Raw genomic sequence first — 25,463 nt, forward strand, 5'->3', positions numbered from 1 at the left:
GGCCGCGCGAGGGCGAGTCTCGGCTGGGCGGACGGTTTCGCGCCGCGGCGGCGCGAGGACTGTCCGCGGGGCCGAGTCTCGGCGTCCGCCGCGGCGCGGCCGCGTGCTCACGCGCTGGGCGACAGCTCACGGGGCGAGGGCCCCGTGAACTGTCGGCTGGCGCGAAAAGTCGCCGCCGGCGCGCCGCGCCGCGCGCCTACGCCTCGCCGGCGGTGCCGTCGAGCGCCGCCGCACTCCCACCGATCGAGTCGATCACGGCGTCGAGCGGCGCCCCCGACCCGTCGCGCTTCGACAGCCAGTCCGGCAGCGTCCGGGCAGCGCCGTCCGACCCGACCGCGTGCGGGGGAGCGATGCCCGCCCACGCCACCGTCAGGCCGTCCTCGCCCTTGAGGAACGCGTGCGCCCGCACACCCTGGGTCGCACGGCCCTTCGCCGGGAACTCCGACAGGGCCGAGACCTTGGCGCGGCCGGTGTCGGTGCCGGGCAGGGCCGAGGACGACGCCGAGACGGTCGCGACCACGGCGTCGTCGGAGCGGGCGACGGATCCGAACCAGATCGCCGAGGCACCCGCGGCGAGGGCCACGCCGGCGACTCCACCGGCGGGGAGGCCCTGCGCACGGACGCCGGACGCGGGGAACCGCAGCAGCTGCGCGTTCGAGGTGATGAACACCAGGTCGTCCGACTCGGGCGCCTGGGCGGCACCGACGACCGCGTCGCCGGGCTTCAGCCCGATCGCGGGGAACTCGGGCTTGTCCGGCCAGGCTCCGGGCACGACGCGCTTCACGACGCCCTGCACGGTGCCGATGGCGAGCGAGTCCGACGAGGCGCCGGAGAGGTCGACGAGGGCGACCACGGTCTCGCCGCGGGCGATGCCGAGGAAGTCCGTCACGCGGACGCCGGCGTCGAGCCGGACCGCGGCTGGCGGCACGGCGGGGACGTCGACGGGGGAGAGCCGGATCACGCGCCCGGTCGAGGTGAGCGCCCCGACCTGCCCGCGGACCGAACTGACGATCGACGAGCGGACGGCGTCGTGCTTGGACCGCTTCGGCACCCGGACGATGCCGAGCTCGGACGTCGGGATGTCGACGCGGATGAGCCGCCCGGTGGTCGAGAGCAGCACGCGGCACGGCGAGTCGGCGATCTGCAGGGACTCCGGGTCGACCGCGGCCTTGCGACCACCCTTGACCGGGGCGTCGGCCTCGGTGAGCAGGGTCCGGCGCGGCGTCGCGAACCGGTCGGACACCTCGGTGAGCTCGAGCGCGACCTGGGCACGGAGCCGCTCGTCGGACGCGAGCAGTTCCTCGAGCGCGGCGATGTCGGCGAGCAGCTGGTCGCGCTCGCCCTCGAGCTCGAGGCGTGAGAACTTCGTCAGGCGCCGGAGCCGCAGTTCGAGGATGTACTCGGCCTGCACCTCGGACAGGTCGAACACCGTCTGCAGGCGGGAGCGCGCCGCCTCGGAGTCGTCCGAGGAGCGGATGACCTCGATGACCTCGTCGATGTCGAGGATCGCGATGAGCAGCCCCTCGACCAGGTGCAGTCGCTCCTTCTTGCGCGCGAGGCGGTACTGCGACCGACGTGTGACGACCGAGAGCCGGTGCTGCACGTAGACGTCGAGCAGCTCGTGCAGCCCGAGGGTCTTGGGCGATCCGCCGACCAGCGCGACGTTGTTGATGCCGAAGCCGTCCTCGAGCGGGGTGTGCTTGTACAGCTGCTCGAGCACCGCGGTCGGGTTGAAGCCGCTCTTGATGCCGATGACGAGCCGGAGCCCGTGGTTGCGGTCGGTCAGGTCGTTCACGTCGGAGATGCCGACGAGCTTCTTCGACTGGACGCCGTCCTTGATCTTCTCGATCACGCGCTCCGGGCCGACCAGGTACGGCAGCTCGGTGACCACGAGGCCGACCTTGCGCGGGGTGAGGTTCTCGACGCTCACCTTCGCGCGCGTCCGGAACGAGCCGCGACCGCTGGCGTAGGCGTCGCGCACGCCGGAGAGCCCGACGATGGTGCCGCCGGAGGGCAGGTCGGGGCCCGGCACGAACTCCATCAGTTCGTCGAGCGTCGCCTGCGGGTTCATGAGCAGGTGCTTCGCGGCCTCGACCACCTCGCCGAGGTTGTGCGGCGCCATGTTCGTCGCCATGCCGACCGCGATGCCCGACGCGCCGTTGACGAGCAGGTTCGGGAACGCCGCGGGCAGCACGCCCGGCTGCATGATCTGGTTGTCGTAGTTCGGGACGAAGTCGACGACGTCCTCGCCCAGGCCCTCGGTCATGGCCATCGACGGTTCGGCGAGGCGGGCCTCGGTGTACCGGGCGGCCGCGGGACCGTCGTCGAGCGAGCCGAAGTTGCCGTGTCCGTCGACGAGCGGCACGCGCATCGTGAACGGCTGCGCCATGCGCACGAGGGCGTCGTAGATCGCGCCGTCGCCGTGCGGGTGCAGCTTGCCCATCACCTCGCCGGTGACGCGGGCGCTCTTCACGTGGCCGCGGTCGGGCCGGAGCCCCATCTCGGCCATCTGGTAGAGGATGCGCCGCTGCACGGGCTTCAGGCCGTCGCGTGCGTCGGGGAGTGCCCGTGAGTAGATGACGGAGTACGCGTACTCGAGGAAGGAGCCCTGCATCTCCTCGGACACGTCGACGTCCTCGATGCGTTCACCGTCGGGCAGGCCGACTGCTTCCGTGCGTGCCATGGCACCCTTCTGCGAGACTGGGGGAGATGGGAACAAGCGTACCGACGGCCCCCGACGCCACCGCGAACCTCGCCGACGTCTTCCCGAGTTGCCTCGTCGCGCTCGGCGCTGCGGACGACGCCTGGTTGCGTTCCACCGGACTGGAGGCGCGGATCACCCTCCGCCCCGCCCGTTCCGCGATCGTCGTGCTGGTCGACGGCCTCGGTGCCGGCGCGCTGGCAGCGCGCGCTGGACACGCCCGCTGGCTCGCCGCCAGCAAGAAGCGACTGCGCAGCGGCTTCCCGACGACGACGGCGGCCGCACTGAGCACACTGACCACCGGTCGGTCGCCCGGCACCCACGGCGTGGTCGGGTACAGCGGCTGGAACCCCGACACCGGCCGGGTGATGAACCTGCTGAGCGGCTGGGACGACGAGGTCCCGACCGACTGGTTCCTCGCCCGCACGCTGTTCACCGAGGCGCCGGCGCTCGGCGTCGACCCCGTGGTGGTCGGACCCGCCCGGTACCGCTCCTCGGGGATGACCGCCAACGTCCTCGGCGGGGCGCGCTACGTCCCGGCCGACTCGATCCCGCAGCGCGTCGACGCCGCCCTCGCCGAGACCGCGACGGGTCGCTCACTCGTGTACCTCTACGTCCCGGAGCTCGACTCGATCGGGCACAAGCACGGCTGGCAGTCCGACCGGTGGACCGCGGCGCTCGAACTCCTCGACGGCGAACTCGCTCGGCTCGAGGGCCGTGCCGCCGCCGACGTCGGGATCGTCGTGACGGCCGACCACGGCGTGCTCGACGTCCCCGACCACGCGAACATCGCGCTCGACCCGCTCCTGCTGACCGACGTCGTGGGGGTCGCCGGCGACCCGCGCTGCAGGCAGTTCACGGTCGCACCGGGCACCGACGTCCGCTCCCTCGTCGGGCAGTTCCGGGCACGCTACGGCAAGAAGGCGTCCGTCGCGAGCCGTGACGAGGCGATCGCCGCCGGCTGGTTCGGCGCCGTCTCGGACGAGGTCGTCCCGCGCATCGGGGACGTCGTGCTCGTGGCACGGGGGTCCTGGGCGTTCAACGACGACCGGGCCCTGCGCGACGGCGAGTCACCGAAGCGGATGATCGGCCAGCACGGGGCGATGACCGACGAGGAGACCATGGTGCCGCTGCGCCTCGCCGGGGCGTTCGCGCAGTAGCACGAGCCCGATGGCGCCCGGGGATCAGGCCGGGTCGTCGTCCGGCCGGGTCCCGAAGACGATCTCGTCCCAGCTCGGCATCGACCGTCGGTTCCGCTTCTTCCGGTCCTGCCGCCCGGCCTCGGCCTCGGGGGCGGAGGTGGGTCGGGCGTCCGGCTGCGGCGCGGTGTCCGACGAGTCCTCGAACCCCTGCAGCGGGATGTCGACGACGCTGATCGAGGTCCGTCGTCCGTCGTCCTGCGGCTGTTCGCCGAAGGCCGCGGCCTCGCGCTCGCCACGGCGGCGGCGGAGCGCCTCGAGCAGGTCGGCGGTCTCGTTGCCGGGGGCGCGTTCCTCGACGGCGGCTCCGATGCGGGGGAGCGGCGCGCGGAGCGGACGCTCCTGCACCTCGGGGTTCGTGACGTCCTCGTCGGGTTCGTCAACCCGGAACGCGCCGGAGTCGAACCGCGTCCCGTCGGTGTCCTGGTGGTCGTTCTCGACCGCACGGAGGCGCGGCGCGATGCCCTCGTCCTCGGTGTGGGAGAGCCGGTGCGCGTCGCCGTTGTCGGGCGTCAGCGTCGACGTCTTCGGGTCGAAGCGCCACTGGGCGTCGTGCTCGACCTCTGCGGCGGTGTAGTGCACGCGGACCTGCCAGCCGCTCTCGACGTGCTTCCACGACGCCCAGGCGATCCCGCTGGCCTCGCCCGCCTCGAGCTTGGCGGTGATCGCCTCGCCGAAGGTGTCGGGCGACTCGTCGTCGACCGGGGTGACCGGCACGCGGTGCGCGGCGTCGAGGATGAAAGCACGCTCGGCGAGGACGGGGCCCTCGAAGCGCCGCACGTACTCGACGTCGACGTCGAGCGCCAGGGCGACCTCGGCGGCGTCGGCACCGCCGCGGATCCGCGCCTGCACGTCCTTGGGGGACACGCGCTTGTGCGGACCGGACTCGGGGTTCGCCTGCCGGACCTGACCGGGCAGCGACGAGGTGACGGGCAGTCGGAACTCGGTCCCGCCGTCGGTCGCGAGCAGGAGTGCCCCGGACTCCACCCCGATGACTCTCACGTCTTGCATGGTTCCGCCTTCCGAGCGTCGCGTACGGTCGTGCCTCGTACCCCGTGAGTATGCAGCCGTCCGGACCCGATCCCGCGGAGGCGCACGGGCGTGCCGTGGACTCCCGTGCGAGCGTTTCCGGACAGCGGGAATGGACGGGCGGGCACACGGGTTGCAGCGCCAGAACGACCCGCCGGAGACTTCGGTTTGCGCTCTGGCGAGACGTGGTGCAAACTGTCGCCGCCGATCACCGGCGACGACCTCTCGATACGAGAAATGGATGGGCATGGCCACCGATTACGACGCCCCCCGGAAGACCGACGACAACTCCGACTCGGAGTCGATCGAGGCCCTCAAGGAGCGCGTTCCCGACAAGATGTCGGGGGTCGTCGACGATGATTCCGACAACCCCGGCAGCTTCGAGCTCGCCGGACAGGACCTCAGCGACGTCGACCTCGACGTCGTCGTGCTCCCGCCCCAGGTCGACGAGTTCACCTGCGTCGAGTGCTTCCTCGTGAAGCACCGCTCGCAGCTCGACCACGAGTCGAAGCTCGGCCCGGTCTGCGCGGAGTGCGCGGCGCTCTAGGGAACGCACGAAACCAGAACGGCCCGTCACCGCGAGGTGACGGGCCGTTCTGCGTGCGCCGGGCGGGCAGACGTGCGCCGTGCCGGACAGGAGGCGCGGGTCGGGCCCGCACCGCGCCTCCTGGATCGCAGGTGGGGACTCAGGACCGCAGGGCGGCGACGACGGCCGACGGGTTGCGGACGCTGACCAGCCAGTAGGGCGTCGGGTCCGCGGGGTCCTGCACCTCGACCTTGACGACGCCGCGCACGTAGCCGCGGAAGAGCGTCCAGGCGCGGGCGTCGAGCTTCGGCCCGCGCTGCGTGGTGGCCTCGGCGCCCTCGTAGCCCTCGACCTCGCCCACGAGCGTCCGCGGGAGGTGCGCCCGACCGGCGCGGAACTCGGTCTCCGTGACCTCGATGGTCGGAGCCAGCGCCCAGAGCAGCACGAGCACGCCGAGGTACATGCCGACCGCCACGAGGACGCCGGCGAGCACGCTGATCGGCAGGAACACGAGGAGGCTGGCGGGGATGACGAGCGCCGTCGCCAGGTAGAGGACGGGCGGAGCCCACAGTCGTTCGCGGTACAGGGTCACGACACCATTCGACCACGAGTCCGGGCAGGTCACGGAACGGTCACGGTCTGCACTACCCTCGACACGTGACCGAACCAGTCGACGTGCTCTGGACCGGGGAGAACGCTCCCGGATACGCCCACCCCGGTGACGCCGGTGCGGACCTCGTCTCGACCGAGGCGTTCGTCCTGCAGCCCGGCGAGCGTCGGCTCGTGGGCACGGGCCTGAAGATCGCGCTGCCGGACGGGTACGCCGCGTTCGTGGTCCCGCGCAGCGGTCTCGCCGCCAAGCACGGCATCACGATCGTGAACGCCCCCGGCACCGTCGACGCCGGCTACCGCGGCGAGATCAAGGTCGCGCTGCTCAACACCGACCAGGCCGCCGCGCACGAGGTGCACGTCGGCGACCGCATCGCCCAGATGATCGTCATGCCGGTCCCGCGCGTGTCGTTCACCCGCGTCGACGAGCTGCCCGACAGCGTCCGCGGCCAGGGCGGGTTCGGCTCGTCGGGCTACGGTGACCGGAGCGGTGCCGTCAGCGGCGCCGCGGACAACGCTCAGGAAGGAACGCGCGCATGAAGTTCGGCCGACGCAAGCGTGACGAGGTCGAGGTGGCGGACGCCGTCGCCGACGAGGTCGAGGTGGCCGAGACGACGCCGGAGGTCGACATCGCGATCGACGCCGACGCCGACCTCGACGAGGTGGACGCCGTCGCGCCGACCGACAAGTCCGCGCCCGAGGACCGTGCCGAGAGCGGCCCGCACGACGAGACCGAGGCGAACCTGGTCCGTCCGTACGTCGACCTCGGCGGTGTGAAGGTCCTCCCGCGCGAGGGGCTCCACCTGCGGCTCGAGGTGGAGGAGGGCTCGCAGCGCGTCGTCGCGGTCGGGCTCGACTACGACGAGTCCACGCTGCAGGTGCAGCCGTTCGCCGCACCCCGCTCCACCGGGCTCTGGCACGAGATCCGCGCCCAGATCGCCGAGCAGATCGAGCGCCAGGGCGGCATCGTGTCCGAGGTCGACGGTCCGTTCGGCCCCGAACTCCGCGCCCAGGTCCCGGTCGTCTCCGACGGCACGGGCGTCACCGACGGGGCCCGCCCCGCGCGGTTCATCGGCGTCGACGGCCCGCGCTGGTTCCTGCGCGGTGTGATCGCCGGCAAGGCCGCCGAGCAGCCCGACGACGCCGCCGAGATCGAGGACCTGTTCCGCAGCGTCGTCGTGGTCCGCGGGACCACCCCGATGCCGCCGCGCGACCTCATCCCGCTCCACATGCCGAAGTCGACGCAGTCGGCCATCTGACCGGCGACCCGAACCAGGAGACACGGTGCCGGACCACGACGACACCACCCGTCCCGAGGCGGACGCGCCCGACGCGCTGCCCTCGTTCAGCGACCAGATGCGTGCCGCCGTCGCCAACACCGGGCTCGGCAAGGTCGCTCCGGGCGAGGCGCCGTCGGGGCACGCCCTCGTCGCGGCCATCGGCGGCGTGCGCGGCCTCGTCGAGTCCGTCCTGCCCGGGCTCGCGTTCCTCGTGGTCTACGCGATCACGAAGGAGGTCGTCCCGAGCGTCCTGATCCCGGTCGCGATCGGCGTCGTGTTCGTGGTGCTCCGCCTGCTGCAGCGCCAGTCGCTCGTGATGAGCCTCGCGGGGATCCTCGGCGTGGCGATCTCCGCCGGCCTCGCGCTCATCACCGGGCGGGCCGAGAGCAACTTCATCCCCGGGATCGTCATCAACGCCGTGTGGCTCGTCGGGCTGCTCGTGACGCTGGCCATCCGGCAGCCGCTCATCGGCCTGGTCGTCGGGTTCCTGCTCCCGCCGAACGAGGACGGCACCCCGCAGGACTGGCGTCGCGACCCGGCGAAGCGCCGCGTGCTCACCGTGGCGACCTGGCTCTGGGTCGGACTCTTCGCGATCCGGCTCCTCATCGAGGTGCCGCTGTACCTGACCGCCCAGGTGGAACTGCTCGCCGGCATCAAGCTCATCACGGGCGTCCCGCTCTACGCCGCCCTGCTCTGGGTGACCTGGCTGCTCGTCCGGACGGTGTTCAAGCGCGAGGGTGACGCCACCCGGGTGTAGAGTTGTCTCGACATCGAGATAATTCCCCGCAGCCCTTCCCGGGCTGGCGGGTTTAGGTTTGCCTTGCTGGTGGGACGCCTCGCGCCCCGCTTGGATGGGGGCACACCGATCAACCAGGGAGGCGGCACAGTGGCTGCAGTCAACAGCTTCGGCTCGAAGGACACGCTGTCGGTTGGGGGTGTCGACTACGCGATCCACCGGATCGACACGGTGCCCGGGCACGAGAAGCTCCCGTACAGCCTGAAGGTGCTGCTCGAGAACCTCCTCCGCACCGAGGACGGCAAGAACGTCACCGAGGACCAGATCCGCGCCCTCGGGTCGTGGCAGCCCGACGCCGAGCCGGACACCGAGATCCAGTTCTCGCCGGCCCGCGTGGTCATGCAGGACTTCACCGGCGTCCCGTGCATCGTCGACCTCGCCACCATGCGCGAGGCGATGGCCGAGATCGGCGGCGACCCGAACAAGATCAACCCGCTGTCGCCGGCCGAGATGGTCATCGACCACTCCGTCATCGCCGACCTCTTCGGTCGCGAGGACGCACTCCAGCGCAACACCGACCTCGAGTACGAGCGGAACGGTGAGCGCTACCAGTTCCTCCGCTGGGGCCAGACCGCGTTCGAGGACTTCAAGGTCGTCCCGCCCGGAACCGGCATCGTGCACCAGGTCAACATCGAGTACCTGGCGAAGGTCACCTACACGCGTGACTTCGACGGCGAGACCTACGCCTACCCGGACACCCTCGTCGGCACCGACTCGCACACCACGATGGTGAACGGGCTCGGCGTGCTCGGCTGGGGCGTCGGCGGCATCGAGGCCGAGGCGGCGATGCTCGGCCAGCCGGTGTCGATGCTCATCCCGAAGGTCGTCGGCTTCAAGCTGTCCGGGTCGATCCCGGCCGGCGTGACCGCGACGGACGTGGTGCTCACCATCACGCAGGAGCTCCGCAAGCACGGCGTCGTCGGCAAGTTCGTCGAGTTCTACGGCGAGGGCGTCGGCGAGGTCCCGCTCGCGAACCGCGCCACCATCGGCAACATGTCGCCGGAGTTCGGCTCCACGGCGGCGATGTTCCCGGTCGACGACGTGACGCTCGACTACCTCCGCCTCACCGGCCGCTCCGAGGACCAGATCGCCCTCGTCGAGGCCTACGCCAAGACCCAGGGCCTCTGGCACGACGCGGCGGTCGAGCCGAACTACTCCGAGTACATGGAGCTCGACCTCTCGACGGTCGTCCCCTCGATCTCCGGCCCGAAGCGCCCCCAGGACCGCATCGAGCTCTCGAAGGCGAAGACCCAGTTCGAGGTCGACCTCGGCAACTACACGACGCCGAGCGAGCAGACCGACCTCGACGATGCGGTGGAGGAGACCTTCCCGGCCTCCGACCCGATCGCCGCCGGTTCCACGAACGAGGACACCGCGCTGCACGAGCACGTGTACGTCTCGAGCGCCCCGTCGACGGCCTCGCAGCCGACGAAGGTCGCGATGGACGGGGCCGACCCGTTCACGATCGACCACGGTGCCGTCGCGATCGCCGCGATCACGTCGTGCACGAACACGTCGAACCCGTCGGTCATGATGGCCGCCGGCATCCTCGCCCGGAACGCCGCGAAGAAGGGCCTCACCGCGAAGCCGTGGGTCAAGACCACGCTCGCGCCGGGGTCGAAGGTCGTCACGGACTACTACGAGAAGGCCGGTCTCACGACCTACCTCGAGCAGCTCGGCTTCTACACGGTCGGCTACGGCTGCACCACCTGCATCGGCAACTCGGGCCCGCTGCCGGAGGAGATCTCGCAGGCCGTGCAGGACAACGACCTCGCCGTCACCGCGGTGCTCTCGGGCAACCGCAACTTCGAGGGGCGCATCAACCCCGACGTGAAGATGAACTACCTGGCGTCCCCGCCGCTGGTCATCGCGTACGCCCTCGCCGGGTCGATGCACTTCGACTTCGACAAGGACGCCCTCGGGCAGGACCAGGACGGCAAGGACGTCTTCCTGCAGGACATCTGGCCCGACGCGGTCGAGGTCCAGCAGGTCATCGACGCGTCGATCGACACCGAGATGTTCACCCACGAGTACGGCTCCGTGTTCGAGGGCGACGACCGCTGGAAGAACCTGCCGACCCCGACGGGCGACACGTTCGAGTGGGACACCGAGTCGACCTACGTGCGGAAGCCCCCGTACTTCGAGGGCATGACCATGCAGCCCGACGCGGTGTCGGACATCTCCGGCGCCCGGGTGCTCGCGAAGCTCGGCGACTCGGTCACGACCGACCACATCTCGCCGGCCGGGTCGATCAAGGCCGACAGCCCGGCGGGCAAGTACCTCGCCGAGCACGGTGTCGACCGCAAGGACTTCAACTCCTACGGCTCGCGTCGCGGCAACCACGAGGTCATGATCCGCGGCACGTTCGCGAACATCCGCCTCCGCAACCAGCTCCTCGACGGCGTGGAGGGCGGCTACACCCGCGACTTCACGACGCCGGACGGTGCGCAGTCGTTCATCTACGACGCCTCGCAGCACTACCAGGAGCAGGGCATCCCGCTCGTCATCTTCGGTGGCAAGGAGTACGGCTCCGGTTCGTCCCGCGACTGGGCGGCGAAGGGCACGAACCTGCTCGGCGTCCGCGCGGTCATCACCGAGAGCTTCGAGCGCATCCACCGCTCGAACCTCATCGGCATGGGCGTCGTGCCGCTGCAGTTCCCCGTCGGCGAGTCGGTCGAGTCCCTCGGGCTCGACGGCACCGAGGTCGTCTCGATCTCCGGCCTGACCGAGCTGAACGAGGGCCGCACGCCCAAGACGGTGCACGTCACGGCTGCGCCGAGCGAGCACTCGCCCGCCGGCAAGGAGACGATCGAGTTCGACGCGGTCGTCCGCATCGACACCCCGGGTGAGGCGGACTACTACCGCAACGGCGGCATCCTGCAGTACGTGCTGCGGTCGCTCGTCTGACGCACCCGTCCGTTGTCGGGTCACGCGCATAGAGTGGGCCGACAGCCCCACGAAAGGAGCGCCCGTGAGTCTGCTCTCGAGCATCACGTCGCCGCGCGACCTGAAGCGTCTCTCCGACGCGCAGATGACGGACCTCGCCGCCGAGATCCGACGCTTCCTCGTCGCCGAGGTCGCGAAGACCGGCGGCCACCTCGGCCCGAACCTCGGCGTCGTCGAGCTCACGCTGGCCATGCACCGGGTGTTCGACTCGCCGCACGACCCGTTCGTCTTCGACACCGGGCACCAGTCGTACGTGCACAAGCTCGTCACCGGGCGGCAGGACTTCTCGCGGCTGCGCGAGCGGGGCGGCCTCGCCGGGTACCCGCAGCGGAGCGAGTCGGAGCACGACATCGTGGAGTCGTCGCACGCGTCCTCGTCGCTGTCCTGGGCGGACGGCATCTCGCGCGCGTTCGTGCAGACCGGCCAGGCCGACCGGACCGTGGTCGCGGTCGTCGGCGACGGCGCGCTCACCGGCGGGATGACGTGGGAGGCCCTCAACAACATCTCCGACGGCAACGACCGTCGACTCGTCATCGTCGTCAACGACAACGGGCGCTCCTACGCGCCGACCATCGGTGGCATGGCGCGGTTCCTCAGCTCGGTGCGCACGCGCCGCGAGTACCGGGCGCTGTTCGAGAAGTCCCAGGCCGCGGCGGCGCGGTTCGGTGCACCCGGGCGGGCGCTCTACCGCGGGATGCGCGGCGGGCTGCACGGGTTCCTCTCGCGGTTCACGAACAACGAGGCGCTCTACTCGAACCTCGACATCAAGTACATCGGGCCGGTGAACGGGCACGACCAGCGGGCGATGGAGGCTGCACTCCGCCAGGCGAAGGCCTACGGCGCGCCGACGATCGTGCACGCCATCACCGAGAAGGGGCACGGGTTCGAGCCCGCGCTGCGCGACCAGGCCGACCAGTTCCACGCGGTCGGGCACATCGACCCGGAGACCGGCGAGTCGCTCGACGTGTCGTCGGGGCCGTCGTGGACCTCGGTGTTCGCCTCGACGCTGGCGGAGGTCGGTGCGTCGGACGAGAAGATCGTGGCGATCACCGCGGCGATGCTCCGACCGACCGGGCTGCACCTCTTCCAGGAACAGCACCCCTCGCGCGTGATCGACGTCGGGATCGCCGAGCAGCACGCCGTGACGACCGCGGCCGGACTCGCGTTCGGCGGCCTGCACCCCGTCGTGGCGCTGTACGCGACGTTCCTGAACCGGGCGTTCGACCAGGTGCTCATGGACGTCGCGCTGCACCGGGCCGGCGTCACCTTCGTGCTCGACCGCGCGGGCATCACCGGGCCGGACGGGCCGTCGCACCACGGCATGTGGGACCTCGCATTGCTGCAGGTCGTGCCCGGGATCCGGATCGCCGCACCCCGTGACGCCGCGACCCTGCGCGAGGAGTTCCGTGAGGCCGTCGCCGTCGACGACGCACCGACCGTGCTGCGCTGGTCGAAGGGACAGGTCGGGCCGGACATCGTCGCGGAGCATCGACTCCCGGACGGGGTGGACGTGCTGCGGTCGCCGTCGTCCGACCAGGAGCCCGACGTCCTGTTCGTCGCCGTGGGCTCGATGGTGCCGGTGGCGCTCGACGCGGCGGCGCTGCTCGAGTCCCAGGGCATCGGCGTGACGGTCGTCGACCCGCGGTGGGTGGTGCCGATCCCGGCGTCGCTCATCGACCTGTCGCGTGACCACCGGCTCGTGATCACGCTCGAGGACGGGGTGCGGGTCGGTGGCGTCGGGACACGGCTGCGGCAGGACCTGCGCGCTGCGGGTGTCGACACCGGGGTGAACGAGCTCGGGCTGCCGGACGCGTTCATCGACCACGCGTCGCGGTCCCAGATCCTCGAGGACGTGGGGCTGACCGCGCAGGCGATCGCCCGGGACGTCATCGACCAGGTCGTCGGGACGAAGCTGCCGCAGGCGAAGCCGGCGCGGGCGGCGTCGCGCTCCCGGGAGTCCGCCGACCGCTGAGCGGCGCGGGCGCCGCGCGCCGGTCGTGGCCCGGCCCGGCGGCGCGGCCCGGTCCGGCGGCGCGCGGTTCGGTCGGCCGCCGCACAACGCAAGTCACCCCGAACCGCGGATCGCCGTGGTTCGGGGTGACTTTCGTTGTGCGGGCGCGGCACGGGCGCGCGGGGTCAGTGCGGCGCGGGCGGCTCCGCCGCCGCGGACACGAGCTCGCGCAGGATCGCGCGGGCCATCGGCGTCACCCAGCGGACCTGGCCGTACGTCAGGCCGTCGCGGCCCTCGCGGATGATCTCCACGCGCGAGGACGTCGGCCCCTCGCGCGAGAACGTCATGACGATGTTCTCGGCGCGGACGGCGAACGAGGTCCGGCGGCCGATGACGGCTCCGTCCGGACGGATCTCCATCGCCGCTGCTCCCGGGACGGCGTGCACGGCGCGGTCGAGCAGCTCCGGGACCTCGTCAAGCGGCACGGGCACGACGACGCTGGGGTGCCCGGTCGTCCTCGGTGCCCACCACTCCTGTGCCATGGTTCGACCGTACGCCGCACAACGCAAGTCACCCCGAACCACGGATCGCCGTGGTTCGGGGTGACTTCGGTTGTGCGGAGCCGAGCGGCCGCAGCTAGCGCGAGGCCGGCCCGACGATCAGCGGCTCGTGGAACGCCCCGCCGAAGACCCGCTCGGACGCACCGGAACGGTCGAGGTACGGGCTGATGCCACCGGCCTGGAACGGGTAGCCCGCGCCGAGGATGAGCCCGAGGTCGATCTCCTCGACGTGCTGGACGACCTCGTCCTCGAGCATGCGGTGCAGCTCGTCGGCGAGGGCGTCCTCGAAGCGGCGCTGCATCTCGGCAGCGTCGACCGGCCTCGCGTCCTTCTTCGATGGTGCGACGAGCTTCACGGCAGCGGGGTCGTACCCGGTCGCGGTGCCCTTCTTGTCGCGGGTCAGGATGTGCCCGAACTCGGCGATCTTCTTCAGGCCGTCACCCGGGTAGAAGCGCTCCGGCCAGGCGGCGTGGTGCGAGTCGAGCACGTGCGCGCCGACCGGCAGGCCGACGAGCTCGAGCAGCTCGAACGGGGACATCGGCAGGCCGAGCGGCGCAGCGCCCTGGGCGACGACGTCGAACGACGTGCCCTCCTCGACGCCGCGCATCGCCTCGCCGAGGACACGGGCGAGCACCCGGTTCACGACGAAGCCCGGCTGGTCGGCCGTGATGATCGCGGTCTTCTTGAGGGTCTTCGCGACGGCGAGGGCCGTGGCGAGGGTCTCGTCGGAGGTCGAGGCGGTGCGCACGACCTCGAGCAGCGGCATCACGGCGACGGGGTTGAAGAAGTGGAACCCGACGAGTCGCGATGGGTCGGACAGCACGGAGCCCATCTCGGACACCGACAGCGACGAGGTGTTCGTGGCGAGGATCGCGTCCGGAGCGATGACCTGCTCGATCTTCCGGAAGACCTCCTGCTTGACGCTCATCTCCTCGAAGACGGCCTCGATGACCCAGTCGGCGTCCGCGAAGGCGTCGTAGGACACCGACCCGGACACGAGCGCCTTGATGCGGTTCGCGTCGTCGGGGGAGACCCGGCCCTTGTCGAGGAGCTTGTCCACCTCGCCGCGGATGCGCTCCACGCCGGCGTCGACGCGGGACTGGTCCACGTCGGTGATGACGACCGGGACGCCGAGGCGTCGGGCGAAGAGCAGCGCGAACTGGGACGCCATCAGGCCTGCGCCCAGGACGCCGACCTTCGTGACGGGGCGCGGCGAGACGTCCGCGGGGGCGCCCACCGGCTTCTTCGCGCGCTTCTGCACGAGGTCGAACGCGTACATCGACGCGGCGAACTGGTCGCCCGAGATGAGGTCGGCCAGGGCGTCGTCCTCGTCGGCGAACCGCTCGTCGAGCGAGCCGGACTTCGCCGCGGCGACGAGGTCGAGCGCCCGGAACGGCGACTTCGGGACCGTGCCGATCTTCGATGCGACCTGGCTGCGGGCGACCTTGACGACGGTGCCCCACGCGGCCTTCTCGATCATGCCGGGCTCGTTCTTCCGCACGACCTTGGTGCGACCGGACACGACGCCGTCGATCCACGCCACCGCGGACGGCAGGAAGGTGACCGAGGGGATGAGCGCGTCGCCGATGCCGAGCTCGACCGCGGCCGGACCGTCCATCAGGCGGTTGTTCTTCAGCGGGTTCTCGACGATGACGCGGAGCGCCTTCTCGGGGCCGATCAGGCGGGGGAGCAGCGTCGCGCCGCCCCACCCGGGGATGATGCCGAGGAAGACCTCGGGGAGCCCGATGCCCTGCGCGGCCGACGAGAACGCCCGGTACGTGCAGTGCAGCCCGATCTCGAGGCCACCGCCGAGCGCGATCCCGTTGATGAGCGCGAAGGAGGGGACGCCGAGGTCGGAGAGCTTCCGGAGCGTGGCGTGTCCGAGGGCGGCCAGGTCGTGGGCGACGTCCCGCGACGGCACCGAGGCGGCCTGCGAGAGGTCGGCACCGGCGGCGAAGCAGTACTCCTTGCCGGTGATCGCCACGGCCTGGATCGTCCCGGCGGACGCTTCGGTCCGCAGGGTGTCGAGGACCCCGGAGAGCTCGTGCAGCGTGCGCGGCCCGAGGGTCGACGGTCGCTTGTAGTCCTTGCCGTTGTCGAGCGTGATGAGCGCGAGCGTGCCACCGGACGGCAGCGCGACGTGCTTCAGGTACGAGTGCGTGACCACCTCGTCCTCGCTGAGGGCGAGGAGCTGGTCGTTGTCGACGATGGTCATGGTCACGCCGCCTTCCGTGCCGCGGACTTGCTGAAGTTCGGGTTCTCCCAGATGACGGTGCCGCCCTGGCCGAGCCCGATGCACATCGTCGTGATGCCGTACCGGACGTCCGGGCGCTCGGCGAACTGGGCAGCGAGCTGGGTCATCAGGCGGACGCCGCTCGAGGCGAGCGGGTGCCCCACGGCGATCGCGCCGCCCCAGGCGTTCACGTTCGTCGAGTCCTGGGCGATCCCGTAGTTGTCGAGGAAGGCGAGCACCTGGACGGCGAACGCCTCGTTGATCTCGAACAGCCCGATGTCGTCGATCGACAGCCCGGCCTTCGCCAGCGCCTTGTCGGTCGCGGGCACCGGCCCGATGCCCATCACCTCGGGGTCGACGCCCGCGAACGCGAACGAGACCATGCGCATCTTCGTCGGCAGTCCGTGCTGCTTCGCCGCGTCGGCGGAGGCGAGCAGGCTCATGGTGGCGCCGTCGTTCAGGCCTGCCGCGTTGCCGGCGGTGATGCGTCCGTGCGAGCGGAACGGCGTCTTCAGCGCTGCCAGGGCCTCGAGCGTGGTGCCGGGGCGGGGCGGCTCGTCACTGGAGACGATGTCCCAGCCCTCGCCGGTGTTCACCTCGACCGGCACCAGGTCCGGCTGGAGCTTGCCGGCGGCCCACGCGGCGGCGTAGCGCTGCTGGGACTGGACGGCGTAGGCGTCCGTGCGGTCCTTGGTGATCGCGGGGAAGCGGTCGTGCAGGCGCTCGGCGGTCTTGCCCATCACGAGCGCGTCGCCGTTGACCATGCGCTCGGCGATGAAGCGCGGGTTCGGGTCGGAGTTGAAGCCCATCGGGTGGCGCCCCATGTGCTCGACACCGCCGGCGATGGCGACGTCGGCCGCGCCGAACGCGATGGCGCCGGCGAGGGTGGTCACGCTCGTCATGGCACCGGCGCACATGCGGTCGATCGCGTACCCGGGGACGGTCTTCGGGAGTCCGGCGAGCATCCCGACCGTCCGGCCGAGGGTGAGCCCCTGGTCGCCCTGCTGCGTGGTGGCCGCCACGGCGACGTCGTCCACCGCGGCTCCGTCCAACGAGGCGTTCCGGTCGAGGAGTCCGCGCATCGCGTGCACCGCGAGGTCATCCGCGCGGGTCTTCCAGAACACCCCCTTCTCCCCGGCTCGTCCGAACGGCGTCCGAACTCCGTCGACGAAGACGACGTCTGCTGCCTTTGGCAATCTGGGCCTCCAGATCCTCGTTGATCAGGCTGGGCGCGTCCCGCCCCGCCCGGCCGGGCCCGACCCGGCGTGCACCAGCGACGCTATGCCCCGAGCCTGTGCGGACGCATGCCCGTTGGGGCGTTCCTACGACTCGGTGTTGCTCTCGGCAGCAGGCTCCTGTGCAGCAGCGACAAAGGCGTGCGCGATGATCGACGCCGTCTCCTCGACCTGCCAGGGGCGGGCGTCGTGCGCGGCGAGCACGGCACCGACGGTCTCGGTGGCGATCGGCATCGGCGGCTCCCACGACACCGTGCGGAGGGTGTCCGGCGTGAGCAGGTTCTCGACGGGCAGGTCGAGCTCCTCGGCACGCTGCACCACGGCGGCCCGCGCAGCCTTGTACCGGCGGTCGGCTGCCGGGTTGCGGTCGGCCCAGGCTCGGGGCGGCGGCAGCGTGGCCTCGCCGGTGCCGCGGAGCCGTGGGAGGTCCTCGGTCGTGCGGCCCTCGTCGACGGCGGCCCACCAGCGGTCGAGCTCGGACCGGCTGGCACGACCCGTGAAGGCCTTCACCCCGCTCAGTTCGCCCTTCGAGGCCGGGTTCGCCGCCGCGGCCGCGACGATCGCCGAGTCCGGGATGGTGCGACCCGGCGCGATGTCGGCTTCGCGGGCGTAGGCGTCGCGTGCGGTCCAGAGCGATCGGGCGATCGCGAGCGCCCTGGAGCCACGGAGGGCGTGCATGCCGGACAGGCGGCGCCACGGCTCGGCCTTCGGCGGCTTCGGCGCCCGTGTCAGGACGGCGGCGAACTCCTCTTCGGCGATGCGGGTCTTGCCCGCCTCGTCGAGCTTCGCCGCGAGCGCGTCACGGAGGTCGGGGAGCAGCTCGACGTCGAGTGCCGCGTACACCAACCACGACTGCGGGAGCGGCCGGGTCGACCAGTCCGCGGCGGAGTGGGCCTTCGCGAGCGTGATCCCGAGCAGCTGCTCCACGACGGCACCGAGGCCGACCCGGGGGAACCCGGCGATGCGGGCACCGAGCTCGGTGTCGAAGATGCGGGTCGGGACGAGGCCGACCTCCTGCAGGCAGGGGAGGTCCTGCGACGCGGCGTGGAAGAGCCACTCCTCGTCGACGATCGCGTCCTGGAGCTCGGAGAAGTCGCCGATCGGGATCGGGTCGAAGAGGAACGCGCCGGCACCGCGGCGGAACACCTGGATGAGGTACGCCCGCTGCGAGTACCGGTAGCCGCTCGCGCGCTCGGCGTCGACGGCGACCGGGCCGTGGCCCGCCGCGATGGCGGCGACGGCGTCGAGGTACTCCTCGCGCGAGGCGATCACGTGGACCGCGTCGTGCGACGCCTCGAACGCCGGCGACGCCGCGGACGGAGCAGCCGACGGCGGAACAGCCGGCGACGCCGACGGGACAGCGGGCGACGCCCCGGCCGGAGATGCGGGGTCAGTCACGTGCGAGCCTCCTCGGGGCCAACAGGGTCACGCCGTCCGACGCGGGCGGGAGACCGGCGAGCATCGCCACGATCTCCTCCCACGCCTCGACGTGTGCGGTGAGGTCGTCCCCGCGCGGGGTCCACGAGGCGCGCAGTTCGAGCTGCGCCCCGTCGCCCTGCGCCGCGAGGTCGCCGTAGCCGCGGGAGATGATCTTGGTCGCCGTGCCCGAGGCGTGGTCGTAGGTCGCACCGTGCGCGGCGAGGGCGTCGACGAGCCAGCTCCACGTCACGTCGGCGACGAACTCGTCGACACCGATCTCGGGTTCGAGCGGTGCCTGGGCGAAGGTCACGATGCGGAACGACCCGCCCCAGCCCTCGGGTTCGTCCGGGTCGTGCAGGGCGATGAACCGGCCCGTCCCGAGGTCGGAGTCGATGCCGTGCGCCGCGCCCGAGACGTCCGCCGCCAGGGCGATCGAGAACGGGGCGATGCGCGACGGCGAGGGGATCTCGGTGACGGTCGTCTCGGCGCGCGCGCCGCCGGACGCCACGAACGCACGGAGCCGCGCGAAGGCGTCGGGCTCTCGGGTTTCGGACACGAATGCAGACTAGGCTCCGGACCATGTCCCGATCCGCGCGACCCGCCGAGGACGTCGTCCAGGAGACCGCACGATCGGCCGGGTTCGTCGCACTGGGAGCGGGCATCGCAGCGGCCGCCGTCACCACCGCGGTGATCGGCGGGTTCGTCGCGGCGGTGGCCCGAGCGGTGGTCACCCCCGACCGCAAGCGCACCGAACGCGTCCCGATCCACGCCGTCGACCCCGTGCGGCGGACGGTGACGCTCGAGCGCACCGCGGACACCGAACTGCAGGGCCGCTACAGCCTCTGGTTCGGCGGCGGGACCGGGCACATGCGCGTCGGCGAGGTCCTCGGCACCACCGACACGACCGTCACCCGCCGCATCATCGCGATCGACGCCGGCGACCCCACCGCGGCCCGCCGGGGTCGGTGGGGCGGCTGGTTCTACCTGACCCCGGGCGAGCTGGACGTCCCGGTCGAGGACATCGACGTCCCCACCCCGAACGGCCCCGCACCCGCCTGGGTGGTCCGCGCCGACGACCCGGACGCGCCGTGGGCCGTCCTCGTGCACGGTCGTGGGGTGACCCGCGCCGAGACGATCCGCGCGGTGCCGGTCTTCCGGGCGGCGGGGTACTCCGTGGTGCTGGCGAGCTGGCGCAACGACGGCGTCGCCCCGCGGAGCGTCGACGGCCGCTACGGCCTCGGCAGCACCGAGTGGGAGGACATCGACGCGGTCCTCCGCTGGCTCGCCGGGCAGGGCGCATCGAGCGTCGTCCTGATGGGCTGGTCGATGGGCGGCGCGGTCGTGCTGCAGACCCTGGTCCGCTCGGCGTTCGCGGACCTCGTGGACGGTGTCGTGCTCGAGTCGCCGGTGGTCGACTGGCACGCGGTGCTCAAGTCGCAGAGCCAGCTGCTCCGCCTGCCGCGGCCGGTCCGGAAGGTCGCGCAGCGCCTCCTCCGCACCCCGGTCCTGCACCGGCTCACGGGCCTGCGGCAGCCGGTCGACCTGCGGCAGCTCGACATGGTCGCGCGGGCCGACGAGCTGCACGTGCCGATCCTGCTCATGCACAGCGACGACGACGGGTTCGTCCCGTCCTCTGCGTCGCACGCCCTCGCCGAGGCCCGGCCCGACATCGTGCGGCTCGAGGTGCAGACGACCGCCCGGCACACCAAGCTCTGGAACCACGACGCCGACTGGTTCGACGCCCGCATCCTCGCGTGGCTGACCGAGGTGGTCCAGCGAGACGGCGCGGCCAACGCGCGGTAGACGCATCCACAGACGGACGGGAGGCGCGGTGCCAGCTGGCACCGCGCCTCCCGTCAACGTGTGGTGACGTCTACGCGACCGCGGCCTGCGCCTGCACCTGCCGCTGCACCCGACCCAGCATCCCGACCATGCCGCGGATCCGCAGCGGGCTGACCGCCTCGCTCAGCCCGATCGTCAGCGGGTAGTCCGCCGGCACGGCGAGCACCTGCTCGGCGGTCAGGCCGGACAGTCCCTGGGCGAGGATCGACGCGAAGCCCCGCGTGGTCGGTGCCTCGCGCGGCGCCGTGGCGTGCATCCGGACGATGCCGGGCGCGTCGCCGTCCGCACCCACGGTGACCGTGATGAAGACGGGGGACTGGCACTCCTCGACGCGTTCGAGCTCGTCCTCGTGCCCCTGCAGGCGCTCGGGAAGCGCCGGGAGCTCGTTCGAGAACTCGAGGAGCAGCTGCAGGCGGTCCTGCTGGGAGAGTTCGAGGAAGTCGTCGCGGATCTCGGCGAGGGACTGGGGGAGTGCGTCGGTCATCGGTCGGTGATCGTACCCGGTTCGGTGCCGACGGCGATCGGGACGCGGACCGCGCTGCCCCACTCGGTCCACGAGCCGTCGTAGTTGCGGACGTTCTCGTACCCGAGCAGGTGCTGCAGGACGAACCAGGTGTGGCTCGACCGCTCGCCGATGCGGCAGTAGGCGATGACCTCGTCCGCGTCGCCGATGCCGGCGCCGTCGCGGTAGATCGCGTCGAGCTCCTCGCGGGTCTTGAAGGTGCCGTCCGGTGCCGCGGCGGTGGCCCACGGGATGTTCACGGCGGTGGGGACGTGGCCGGCGCGGAGGGCGCCCTCCTCCGGGTAGTCCGGCGCGGTGGTGCGGTCGCCGGCGTACTCCGGGGCGCTGCGGACGTCGATCAGCGGCTTGCCGAGGTGGGCGAGCACGTCGTCCTTGTAGGCGCGGATCTCGGTGTCGATCCGGTCGACGACGGGGTACTCGACCGGCGTGACCACGGTCTGGTCGGTGGTGAGCGCGCGGTCCTCGGCGATCCACTTCGCCCGGCCGCCGTCGAGGAGACGGACGTCCTCGTGCCCGAACAGCGAGAAGACCCAGAGGGCGTAGGCGGCCCACCAGTTGTTCTTGTCGCCGTAGATCACCACGGTGGTCTCGCGGCCGATGCCCTTGCTGCCGAGCAGTTCGGCGAAGGCCTCGCCGTCGATGTAGTCGCGGAGCACCGGGTCGTTGAGGTCGGTGTGCCAGTCGATCTTCACGGCACCGGGGACGTGGCCCGTCTCGTAGAGCAGGACGTCCTCGTCGGACTCGACGACGACCAGGTCCGGGGTGCCGGCGTCCAGGTGTTCCTGCAGCCACTCGGTGGAGACGAGCCGCTCCGGGTGGGCGTAGGCGGTGAACTTCTCGGACGTGTCGACCGGTGCGGTCATGGTGGGCTACCTCCAGGTGGTCATCCGGCACCGGACTAGGATCGGTCGTCGGTGCCTGTGGGCAACGGTACGCGGGCGTGCCGTGCTCCTGACGCAACGTGACACCCCACGACATGCTTCCCGAAGGACTGCCCCGATTGTCAGCGAACACCGCGCCTGAACACCTCGTCGACCGCGACCCGCAGGTGACCCCGCAGCAGATGGCTGCGTCGCTGGTCCCGCCGCCCCAGTTCGCGGACGCGTCGTTCGCCTCCTACCGACCCGACGCGGAGTACCCCTCGCAGGCGGCGGTCCGCGACGCGGTCGAGGCCTTCGTCGCCGCCGGTCCCGCCGACCAGCCTCGCCGTGGGCTGTTCGGTCGCCGGAAGCCCGTGGCGGAGTCGACCGTGAAGTCTGGCGTCTACCTCGACGGCGGGTTCGGCGTCGGCAAGACCCACCTGCTCGCCGCCGCCTACCACGCCGCGACCGGTCGGAAGACGTTCGGCACCTTCATCGAGTACACGGCGCTCGTCGGGGCCCTCGGGTTCCAGGGCACCGTCGACCTGCTGCGCGGGACGGCGCTGGTGTGCATCGACGAGTTCGAGCTCGACGACCCCGGTGACACGATGGTGATGACGCGCCTCATCAAGGAGCTCACCGAGACCGGCACCCGGTTCGCCGCCACCTCGAACACGCCGCCGGGTGCCCTCGGCGAGGGGCGCTTCGCGGCCCAGGACTTCCTGCGCGAGATCCAGGCGATGTCCGACCGGTTCGACACCATGCGCATCGACGGGCTCGACTTCCGCCGGCGTGCGGTCGACGAGTCGGCAGGCGTGGTGGCCGACGTCGCCGCGGGACTCCCCGGCGGACGCGTCACGCTCGACGACTTCCGGGCGGTGGTCGGGCACCTCGCGTCCGTGCACCCGTCGAAGTACGTCGCGATGGTCGAGGACCTCGACGCCGTCGGCCTCACCGACGTGCAGCCCTTCACCGACCAGACCGATGCGCTCCGGTGGGTCGCGCTGGTGGACCGGCTGTACGACGCGCAGGTCCGGATCGTGGCGTCGGGCACCCCGCTCGACCAGGTGTACCCCGAGTCGATGCTCGACGGTGGGTACCGCAAGAAGTACCTGCGTGCGGCGAGCCGCGTCGTGGCGCTGACCCGCGCCGTGGACTGAGCCGCCTGCCGGTCGCGAGGAGCCGGTGCCCTGCCGCGCCGCGCCTCCAGGCTCCGTTCCGCGACGGCTGTCGGACACCGTCCGGACGGACCGGGAGAACTCGTGGCCCCCGTCCAGGGGACTGCCCGACGGACGAAACACGACGTTTACACACCGGGCCGTCGCGTTACACCCGCGAAACACTTCGTGCTCCCTCGTGAAACCTCGCCTCGCCAGACTCGGTGACACCCGACGCGGACCAAGAGCCGCTGGTGCAATCGAGAGGTGAACAGATGCTTGATCAGGGCAACACGACGTTCGTGTTGGTCATGGCGGCGCTGGTGTTGTTCATGACACCCGGCCTGGCCTTCTTCTACGGCGGTCTGGTGAAGGCCAAGTCCGTCATCAGCATGATGATGATGTCCTTCGGGGCGATCGCGCTCGTGAGCGTCCTCTGGGTCGTCTACGGCTACGCCATCGCCTTCGCGAACCACGGTGACGGCACGGCGGTGTCCGGTGTCGTCGGCTTCTTCAGCATCGACTGGAACCAGATCGGCCTCGGGCAGGCGTTCGAGGAGGCCAAGGCCTCGACGATCAACGCCGCGTACCCCTCGATGGCGTTCGTCGGCTTCCAGGCGACCTTCGCGATCATCACGGTCGCCCTCATCTCCGGTGCGATCGCCGACCGTGCCAAGTTCGGCGCGTGGATGGTCTTCGCCGGCGTCTGGGTCACGGTCGTCTACTTCCCGGTCGCCTCGTGGGTCTTCAACCTCACGTCCGGCTGGGCGGCGACCTGGGGCGTCATCGACTTCGCCGGTGGCACCGCGGTCCACATCAACGCCGGTGCCGCGGGTCTCGCGCTGGCGATCGTCCTCGGCAAGCGCGTCGGCTTCGCCAAGGGTGCGCACAAGCCGCACAACCCGCCCTTCGTGCTCCTCGGTGCCGCGATCCTGTGGTTCGGCTGGTTCGGCTTCAACGCCGGCTCCGAGGGCGCCGCGGACGGCATCGCCGCGATCGCCTGGGTCAACACCCTCGCCGCCCCGGCCGCCGCGATCCTCGGTTGGCTGCTCGTCGAGAAGCTCAAGGACGGCAAGGCCACCTCGATCGGTGCCGCGTCGGGCGCCGTCACCGGCCTCGTCGCCATCACCCCGGCGTGCGCCGCGCTCACCCCGGGCTGGGGCATCCTGCTCGGCTTCCTCGCGGGCATCATCTGCTGCTTCGCGATCGACTGGAAGTACCGTCTCGGCTTCGACGACTCGCTCGACGTCGTCGGCGTCCACCTGGTCGGCGGCATCGTCGGCACGCTGTACCTCGGCTTCTTCGCCAACGACACCGGCCTGATCTACTCGGGCTCGTTCACGCAGCTCGGCAAGCAGGCCGCCGCTGCCGGCGTGGTCGGTCTCTACTCGTTCATCCTCGCCTTCGTCATCGGCTGGATCATCGAGAAGACGATGGGCTTCCGTGTGAAGACCGAGGACGAGGTCGCCGGCATCGACACCGCGGTCCACGGCGAAGAGGGCTACGTCCTCTACGAGGAGCGCGACGAGACCCCGGTCTCCGTCCGGTAGCTCGCTGCCACACCGTCACGACGGGCCCCGCGCACACAGCAGCGCGGGGCCCGTCGTCGTGTGCGGGGCGCGGGGCGCGAGTGGCGCGTGGGCGGCGCCGGCGCGCGTGGCGCGGCGCCGGGGTGGGGCGCGCCGGAGGTGCGGCGCGGGTTCGCACAACGGAAGTCACCCCGAACCGTGCGATCGCGTGGTTCGGGGTGACTTTGGTTGTGCGGCGCGGCAGGCGCCCGGGCGCCCGGGCACGCGGCGCGACGGCGGGCGCGCGGCCGGCGGACGCGCCCGACGTCCCGCGTCCGGCAGAGTGGAGCCATGACGACGACGTCGAACACGCTCACGAACCTCCGCGAGGTCGGGGGACCCGGCCTCCAGCACGGCCGCCGACGCACGGTGTACCGGGCGAACACCGACCCGGTCGCTCCCGCCGCGTACCCGGCGGGCCTCGCCGCCGTGGTCGACCTGCGCCGCGTGGACGAGACGGACGCGGTGCCGCACCCGCTCGCCGCCACGCCCGCCTACCGCTCCGTGCCGCTCTTCGACCCGGCCTCGGCGATCGAGTCCGCCGCCGAGGCCGTCCAGCTCGATGACCAGTACACCGACTGGCTCGACCGGCACCGCTCCGGCATCGCCGCGGCGCTGCGGACGATCGCCACCGCGGACGGCGACGTGCTCGTCTGCTGCGCCGCGGGCAAGGACCGGACCGGCATCGTGAGCGCTCTGCTCGCCCGGCACTGGGGTGCCGACCTCGACGCCGTCGGTGCCGACTACGCGGCCAGCGCCGCCGGGCTCGTCGAGCGGTTCGCCGCCGAGCGCGCCGCCAGCACGGACCCCGTGGCGACGGCGATCGGCCACCGCTGCGTGCCGGAGATCATGACGACGGTCATCGAGCGCGTCGAGCGGCGGTGGGGCTCGGTGGACGGGTACCTCCGCAGCATCGGGCTGCGGGACGAGGAGATCGCCGCGCTCTGACCGGTGGCTGCGCGCGCGACGCGGGTCCGGCTCTGGACGTACGGACGGACGGGAGGCGCGGTGCGGGTCGGACCCGCACCG

Annotated in this window: 21 protein-coding genes; 11 read left to right on the forward strand and 10 right to left on the reverse strand. The window is 71.6% G+C overall.

Annotated elements, in window-relative coordinates:
- Positions 1-196: 196 nt before the first annotated feature.
- Positions 197-2,683, reverse strand: a complete 2,487-nt coding sequence (locus tag BIV03_RS07755) for a DNA topoisomerase (ATP-hydrolyzing) subunit A (RefSeq protein ID WP_071295251.1) — start codon at positions 2,681-2,683, stop codon at positions 197-199.
- 26 nt (positions 2,684-2,709) lie between these two features.
- Here BIV03_RS07755 and BIV03_RS07760 point away from each other — a divergent pair, with 26 nt between their 5' ends.
- Positions 2,710-3,861: an alkaline phosphatase family protein gene (locus tag BIV03_RS07760; RefSeq protein ID WP_071295252.1), complete on the forward strand. Its 1,152-nt coding sequence runs from the start codon at positions 2,710-2,712 to the stop codon at positions 3,859-3,861.
- A gap of 24 nt (positions 3,862-3,885) precedes the next feature.
- Here BIV03_RS07760 and sepH read toward each other — a convergent pair whose 3' ends face one another.
- A complete protein-coding gene (gene sepH / locus BIV03_RS07765; RefSeq protein WP_070418803.1) occupies positions 3,886-4,911 on the reverse strand; it encodes a septation protein SepH in 1,026 nt (341 codons plus the stop codon).
- A 265-nt stretch (positions 4,912-5,176) separates the two neighbouring features.
- On the opposite strand from sepH, the gene BIV03_RS07770 reads away from it, so the two are divergent.
- Entirely contained in the window at positions 5,177-5,476 is a 300-nt protein-coding gene (locus BIV03_RS07770) for a DUF4193 domain-containing protein (protein ID WP_031263038.1), read from the forward strand.
- A gap of 139 nt (positions 5,477-5,615) precedes the next feature.
- On the opposite strand, the gene BIV03_RS07775 is transcribed toward BIV03_RS07770, so the two are convergent.
- Positions 5,616-6,047 (reverse strand): DUF3093 domain-containing protein, encoded by a 432-nt coding sequence (locus BIV03_RS07775; protein ID WP_070418804.1) that lies wholly within the window; start codon positions 6,045-6,047, stop codon positions 5,616-5,618.
- A 65-nt stretch (positions 6,048-6,112) separates the two neighbouring features.
- Here BIV03_RS07775 and dut point away from each other — a divergent pair, with 65 nt between their 5' ends.
- The 5 genes from dut to dxs all read left to right on the forward strand — a co-directional run bounded on the left by dut (position 6,113) and on the right by dxs (position 13,058).
- Positions 6,113-6,604 carry a dUTP diphosphatase gene (gene dut, locus BIV03_RS07780; protein WP_070418805.1) on the forward strand — a complete coding sequence of 164 codons (492 nt, stop codon included), beginning with the start codon at positions 6,113-6,115 and terminating at the stop codon, positions 6,602-6,604.
- Positions 6,601-7,323: a DUF3710 domain-containing protein gene (locus BIV03_RS07785; RefSeq protein WP_229086592.1), complete on the forward strand. Its 723-nt coding sequence runs from the start codon at positions 6,601-6,603 to the stop codon at positions 7,321-7,323. The genes dut and BIV03_RS07785 overlap by 4 nt, the downstream gene beginning before the upstream one ends.
- Positions 7,324-7,348: 25 nt before the next feature.
- A complete protein-coding gene (locus BIV03_RS07790) occupies positions 7,349-8,101 on the forward strand; it encodes a DUF3159 domain-containing protein (protein ID WP_070418806.1) in 753 nt (250 codons plus the stop codon).
- 129 nt (positions 8,102-8,230) lie between these two features.
- Positions 8,231-11,047: an aconitate hydratase AcnA gene (gene acnA, locus BIV03_RS07795; RefSeq protein ID WP_071295253.1), complete on the forward strand. Its 2,817-nt coding sequence runs from the start codon at positions 8,231-8,233 to the stop codon at positions 11,045-11,047.
- A gap of 64 nt (positions 11,048-11,111) precedes the next feature.
- Positions 11,112-13,058 (forward strand): 1-deoxy-D-xylulose-5-phosphate synthase, encoded by a 1,947-nt coding sequence (gene dxs / locus BIV03_RS07800; RefSeq protein WP_071295254.1) that lies wholly within the window; start codon positions 11,112-11,114, stop codon positions 13,056-13,058.
- Between the two features lie 164 nt (positions 13,059-13,222).
- On the opposite strand, the gene BIV03_RS07805 is transcribed toward dxs, so the two are convergent.
- From BIV03_RS07805 to BIV03_RS07825, 5 genes are all read right to left on the reverse strand, one after another.
- Complete coding sequence (locus tag BIV03_RS07805; protein ID WP_071295255.1) at positions 13,223-13,579, reverse strand: hypothetical protein; 357 nt, start codon at positions 13,577-13,579, stop codon at positions 13,223-13,225.
- 94 nt (positions 13,580-13,673) lie between these two features.
- A complete protein-coding gene (locus BIV03_RS07810; RefSeq protein WP_071295256.1) occupies positions 13,674-15,812 on the reverse strand; it encodes a 3-hydroxyacyl-CoA dehydrogenase NAD-binding domain-containing protein in 2,139 nt (712 codons plus the stop codon).
- A gap of 2 nt (positions 15,813-15,814) precedes the next feature.
- On the reverse strand, positions 15,815-17,026 hold the full coding sequence (locus tag BIV03_RS07815; RefSeq protein ID WP_070418811.1) for a thiolase family protein: 1,212 nt from the start codon (positions 17,024-17,026) through the stop codon (positions 15,815-15,817).
- A gap of 126 nt (positions 17,027-17,152) precedes the next feature.
- The gene (locus tag BIV03_RS07820; protein WP_071295257.1) at positions 17,153-18,337 is read right to left on the reverse strand and encodes an HRDC domain-containing protein; all 1,185 of its coding nucleotides are present in this window, start codon (positions 18,335-18,337) and stop codon (positions 17,153-17,155) included.
- Positions 18,338-18,455: 118 nt separating this feature from the next.
- Positions 18,456-18,992, reverse strand: a complete 537-nt coding sequence (locus BIV03_RS07825; RefSeq protein WP_229086611.1) for a DUF3000 domain-containing protein — start codon at positions 18,990-18,992, stop codon at positions 18,456-18,458.
- Positions 18,993-19,063: 71 nt separating this feature from the next.
- On the opposite strand from BIV03_RS07825, the gene BIV03_RS07830 reads away from it, so the two are divergent.
- A complete protein-coding gene (locus BIV03_RS07830; protein ID WP_071295258.1) occupies positions 19,064-20,287 on the forward strand; it encodes an alpha/beta fold hydrolase in 1,224 nt (407 codons plus the stop codon).
- A gap of 70 nt (positions 20,288-20,357) precedes the next feature.
- On the opposite strand, the gene BIV03_RS07835 is transcribed toward BIV03_RS07830, so the two are convergent.
- Positions 20,358-20,810 carry a SufE family protein gene (locus BIV03_RS07835; RefSeq protein ID WP_071295259.1) on the reverse strand — a complete coding sequence of 151 codons (453 nt, stop codon included), beginning with the start codon at positions 20,808-20,810 and terminating at the stop codon, positions 20,358-20,360.
- Positions 20,807-21,712, reverse strand: a complete 906-nt coding sequence (locus BIV03_RS07840; RefSeq protein WP_071295260.1) for a sulfurtransferase — start codon at positions 21,710-21,712, stop codon at positions 20,807-20,809. Before BIV03_RS07840 ends, BIV03_RS07835 begins: the two co-directional genes overlap by 4 nt.
- A 137-nt stretch (positions 21,713-21,849) precedes the next feature.
- Here BIV03_RS07840 and zapE point away from each other — a divergent pair, with 137 nt between their 5' ends.
- The 3 genes from zapE (at position 21,850) to BIV03_RS07855 (ending at position 25,382) form a co-directional block, all read left to right on the forward strand.
- The gene (gene zapE, locus BIV03_RS07845; protein ID WP_254790795.1) at positions 21,850-22,869 is read left to right on the forward strand and encodes a cell division protein ZapE; all 1,020 of its coding nucleotides are present in this window, start codon (positions 21,850-21,852) and stop codon (positions 22,867-22,869) included.
- A gap of 272 nt (positions 22,870-23,141) precedes the next feature.
- Positions 23,142-24,416 (forward strand): ammonium transporter, encoded by a 1,275-nt coding sequence (locus BIV03_RS07850; RefSeq protein ID WP_070418818.1) that lies wholly within the window; start codon positions 23,142-23,144, stop codon positions 24,414-24,416.
- Positions 24,417-24,725: 309 nt separating this feature from the next.
- Positions 24,726-25,382, forward strand: coding sequence for a tyrosine-protein phosphatase (locus BIV03_RS07855; protein WP_071295262.1), 657 nt, complete (start codon positions 24,726-24,728; stop codon positions 25,380-25,382).
- Positions 25,383-25,463: the final 81 nt, after the last annotated feature.

This window comes from Curtobacterium sp. MCBA15_016 (assembly GCF_001865105.1).
Lineage (GTDB): Bacteria > Actinomycetota > Actinomycetes > Actinomycetales > Microbacteriaceae > Curtobacterium.

Coding starts and splice junctions, on each gene's coding strand:
- BIV03_RS07755 (WP_071295251.1), bottom strand. CDS start 2,683: ATGGCACGCACGGAAGCAGTCGGCCTGCCCGACGGTGAACGCATCGAG.
- BIV03_RS07760 (WP_071295252.1), top strand. CDS start 2,710: ATGGGAACAAGCGTACCGACGGCCCCCGACGCCACCGCGAACCTCGCC.
- sepH (WP_070418803.1), bottom strand. CDS start 4,911: ATGCAAGACGTGAGAGTCATCGGGGTGGAGTCCGGGGCACTCCTGCTC.
- BIV03_RS07770 (WP_031263038.1), top strand. CDS start 5,177: ATGGCCACCGATTACGACGCCCCCCGGAAGACCGACGACAACTCCGAC.
- BIV03_RS07785 (WP_229086592.1), top strand. CDS start 6,601: ATGAAGTTCGGCCGACGCAAGCGTGACGAGGTCGAGGTGGCGGACGCC.
- BIV03_RS07805 (WP_071295255.1), bottom strand. CDS start 13,579: ATGGCACAGGAGTGGTGGGCACCGAGGACGACCGGGCACCCCAGCGTC.
- BIV03_RS07810 (WP_071295256.1), bottom strand. CDS start 15,812: ATGACCATCGTCGACAACGACCAGCTCCTCGCCCTCAGCGAGGACGAG.
- BIV03_RS07830 (WP_071295258.1), top strand. CDS start 19,064: ATGTCCCGATCCGCGCGACCCGCCGAGGACGTCGTCCAGGAGACCGCA.
- BIV03_RS07835 (WP_071295259.1), bottom strand. CDS start 20,810: ATGACCGACGCACTCCCCCAGTCCCTCGCCGAGATCCGCGACGACTTC.
- BIV03_RS07840 (WP_071295260.1), bottom strand. CDS start 21,712: ATGACCGCACCGGTCGACACGTCCGAGAAGTTCACCGCCTACGCCCAC.
- BIV03_RS07850 (WP_070418818.1), top strand. CDS start 23,142: ATGCTTGATCAGGGCAACACGACGTTCGTGTTGGTCATGGCGGCGCTG.
- BIV03_RS07855 (WP_071295262.1), top strand. CDS start 24,726: ATGACGACGACGTCGAACACGCTCACGAACCTCCGCGAGGTCGGGGGA.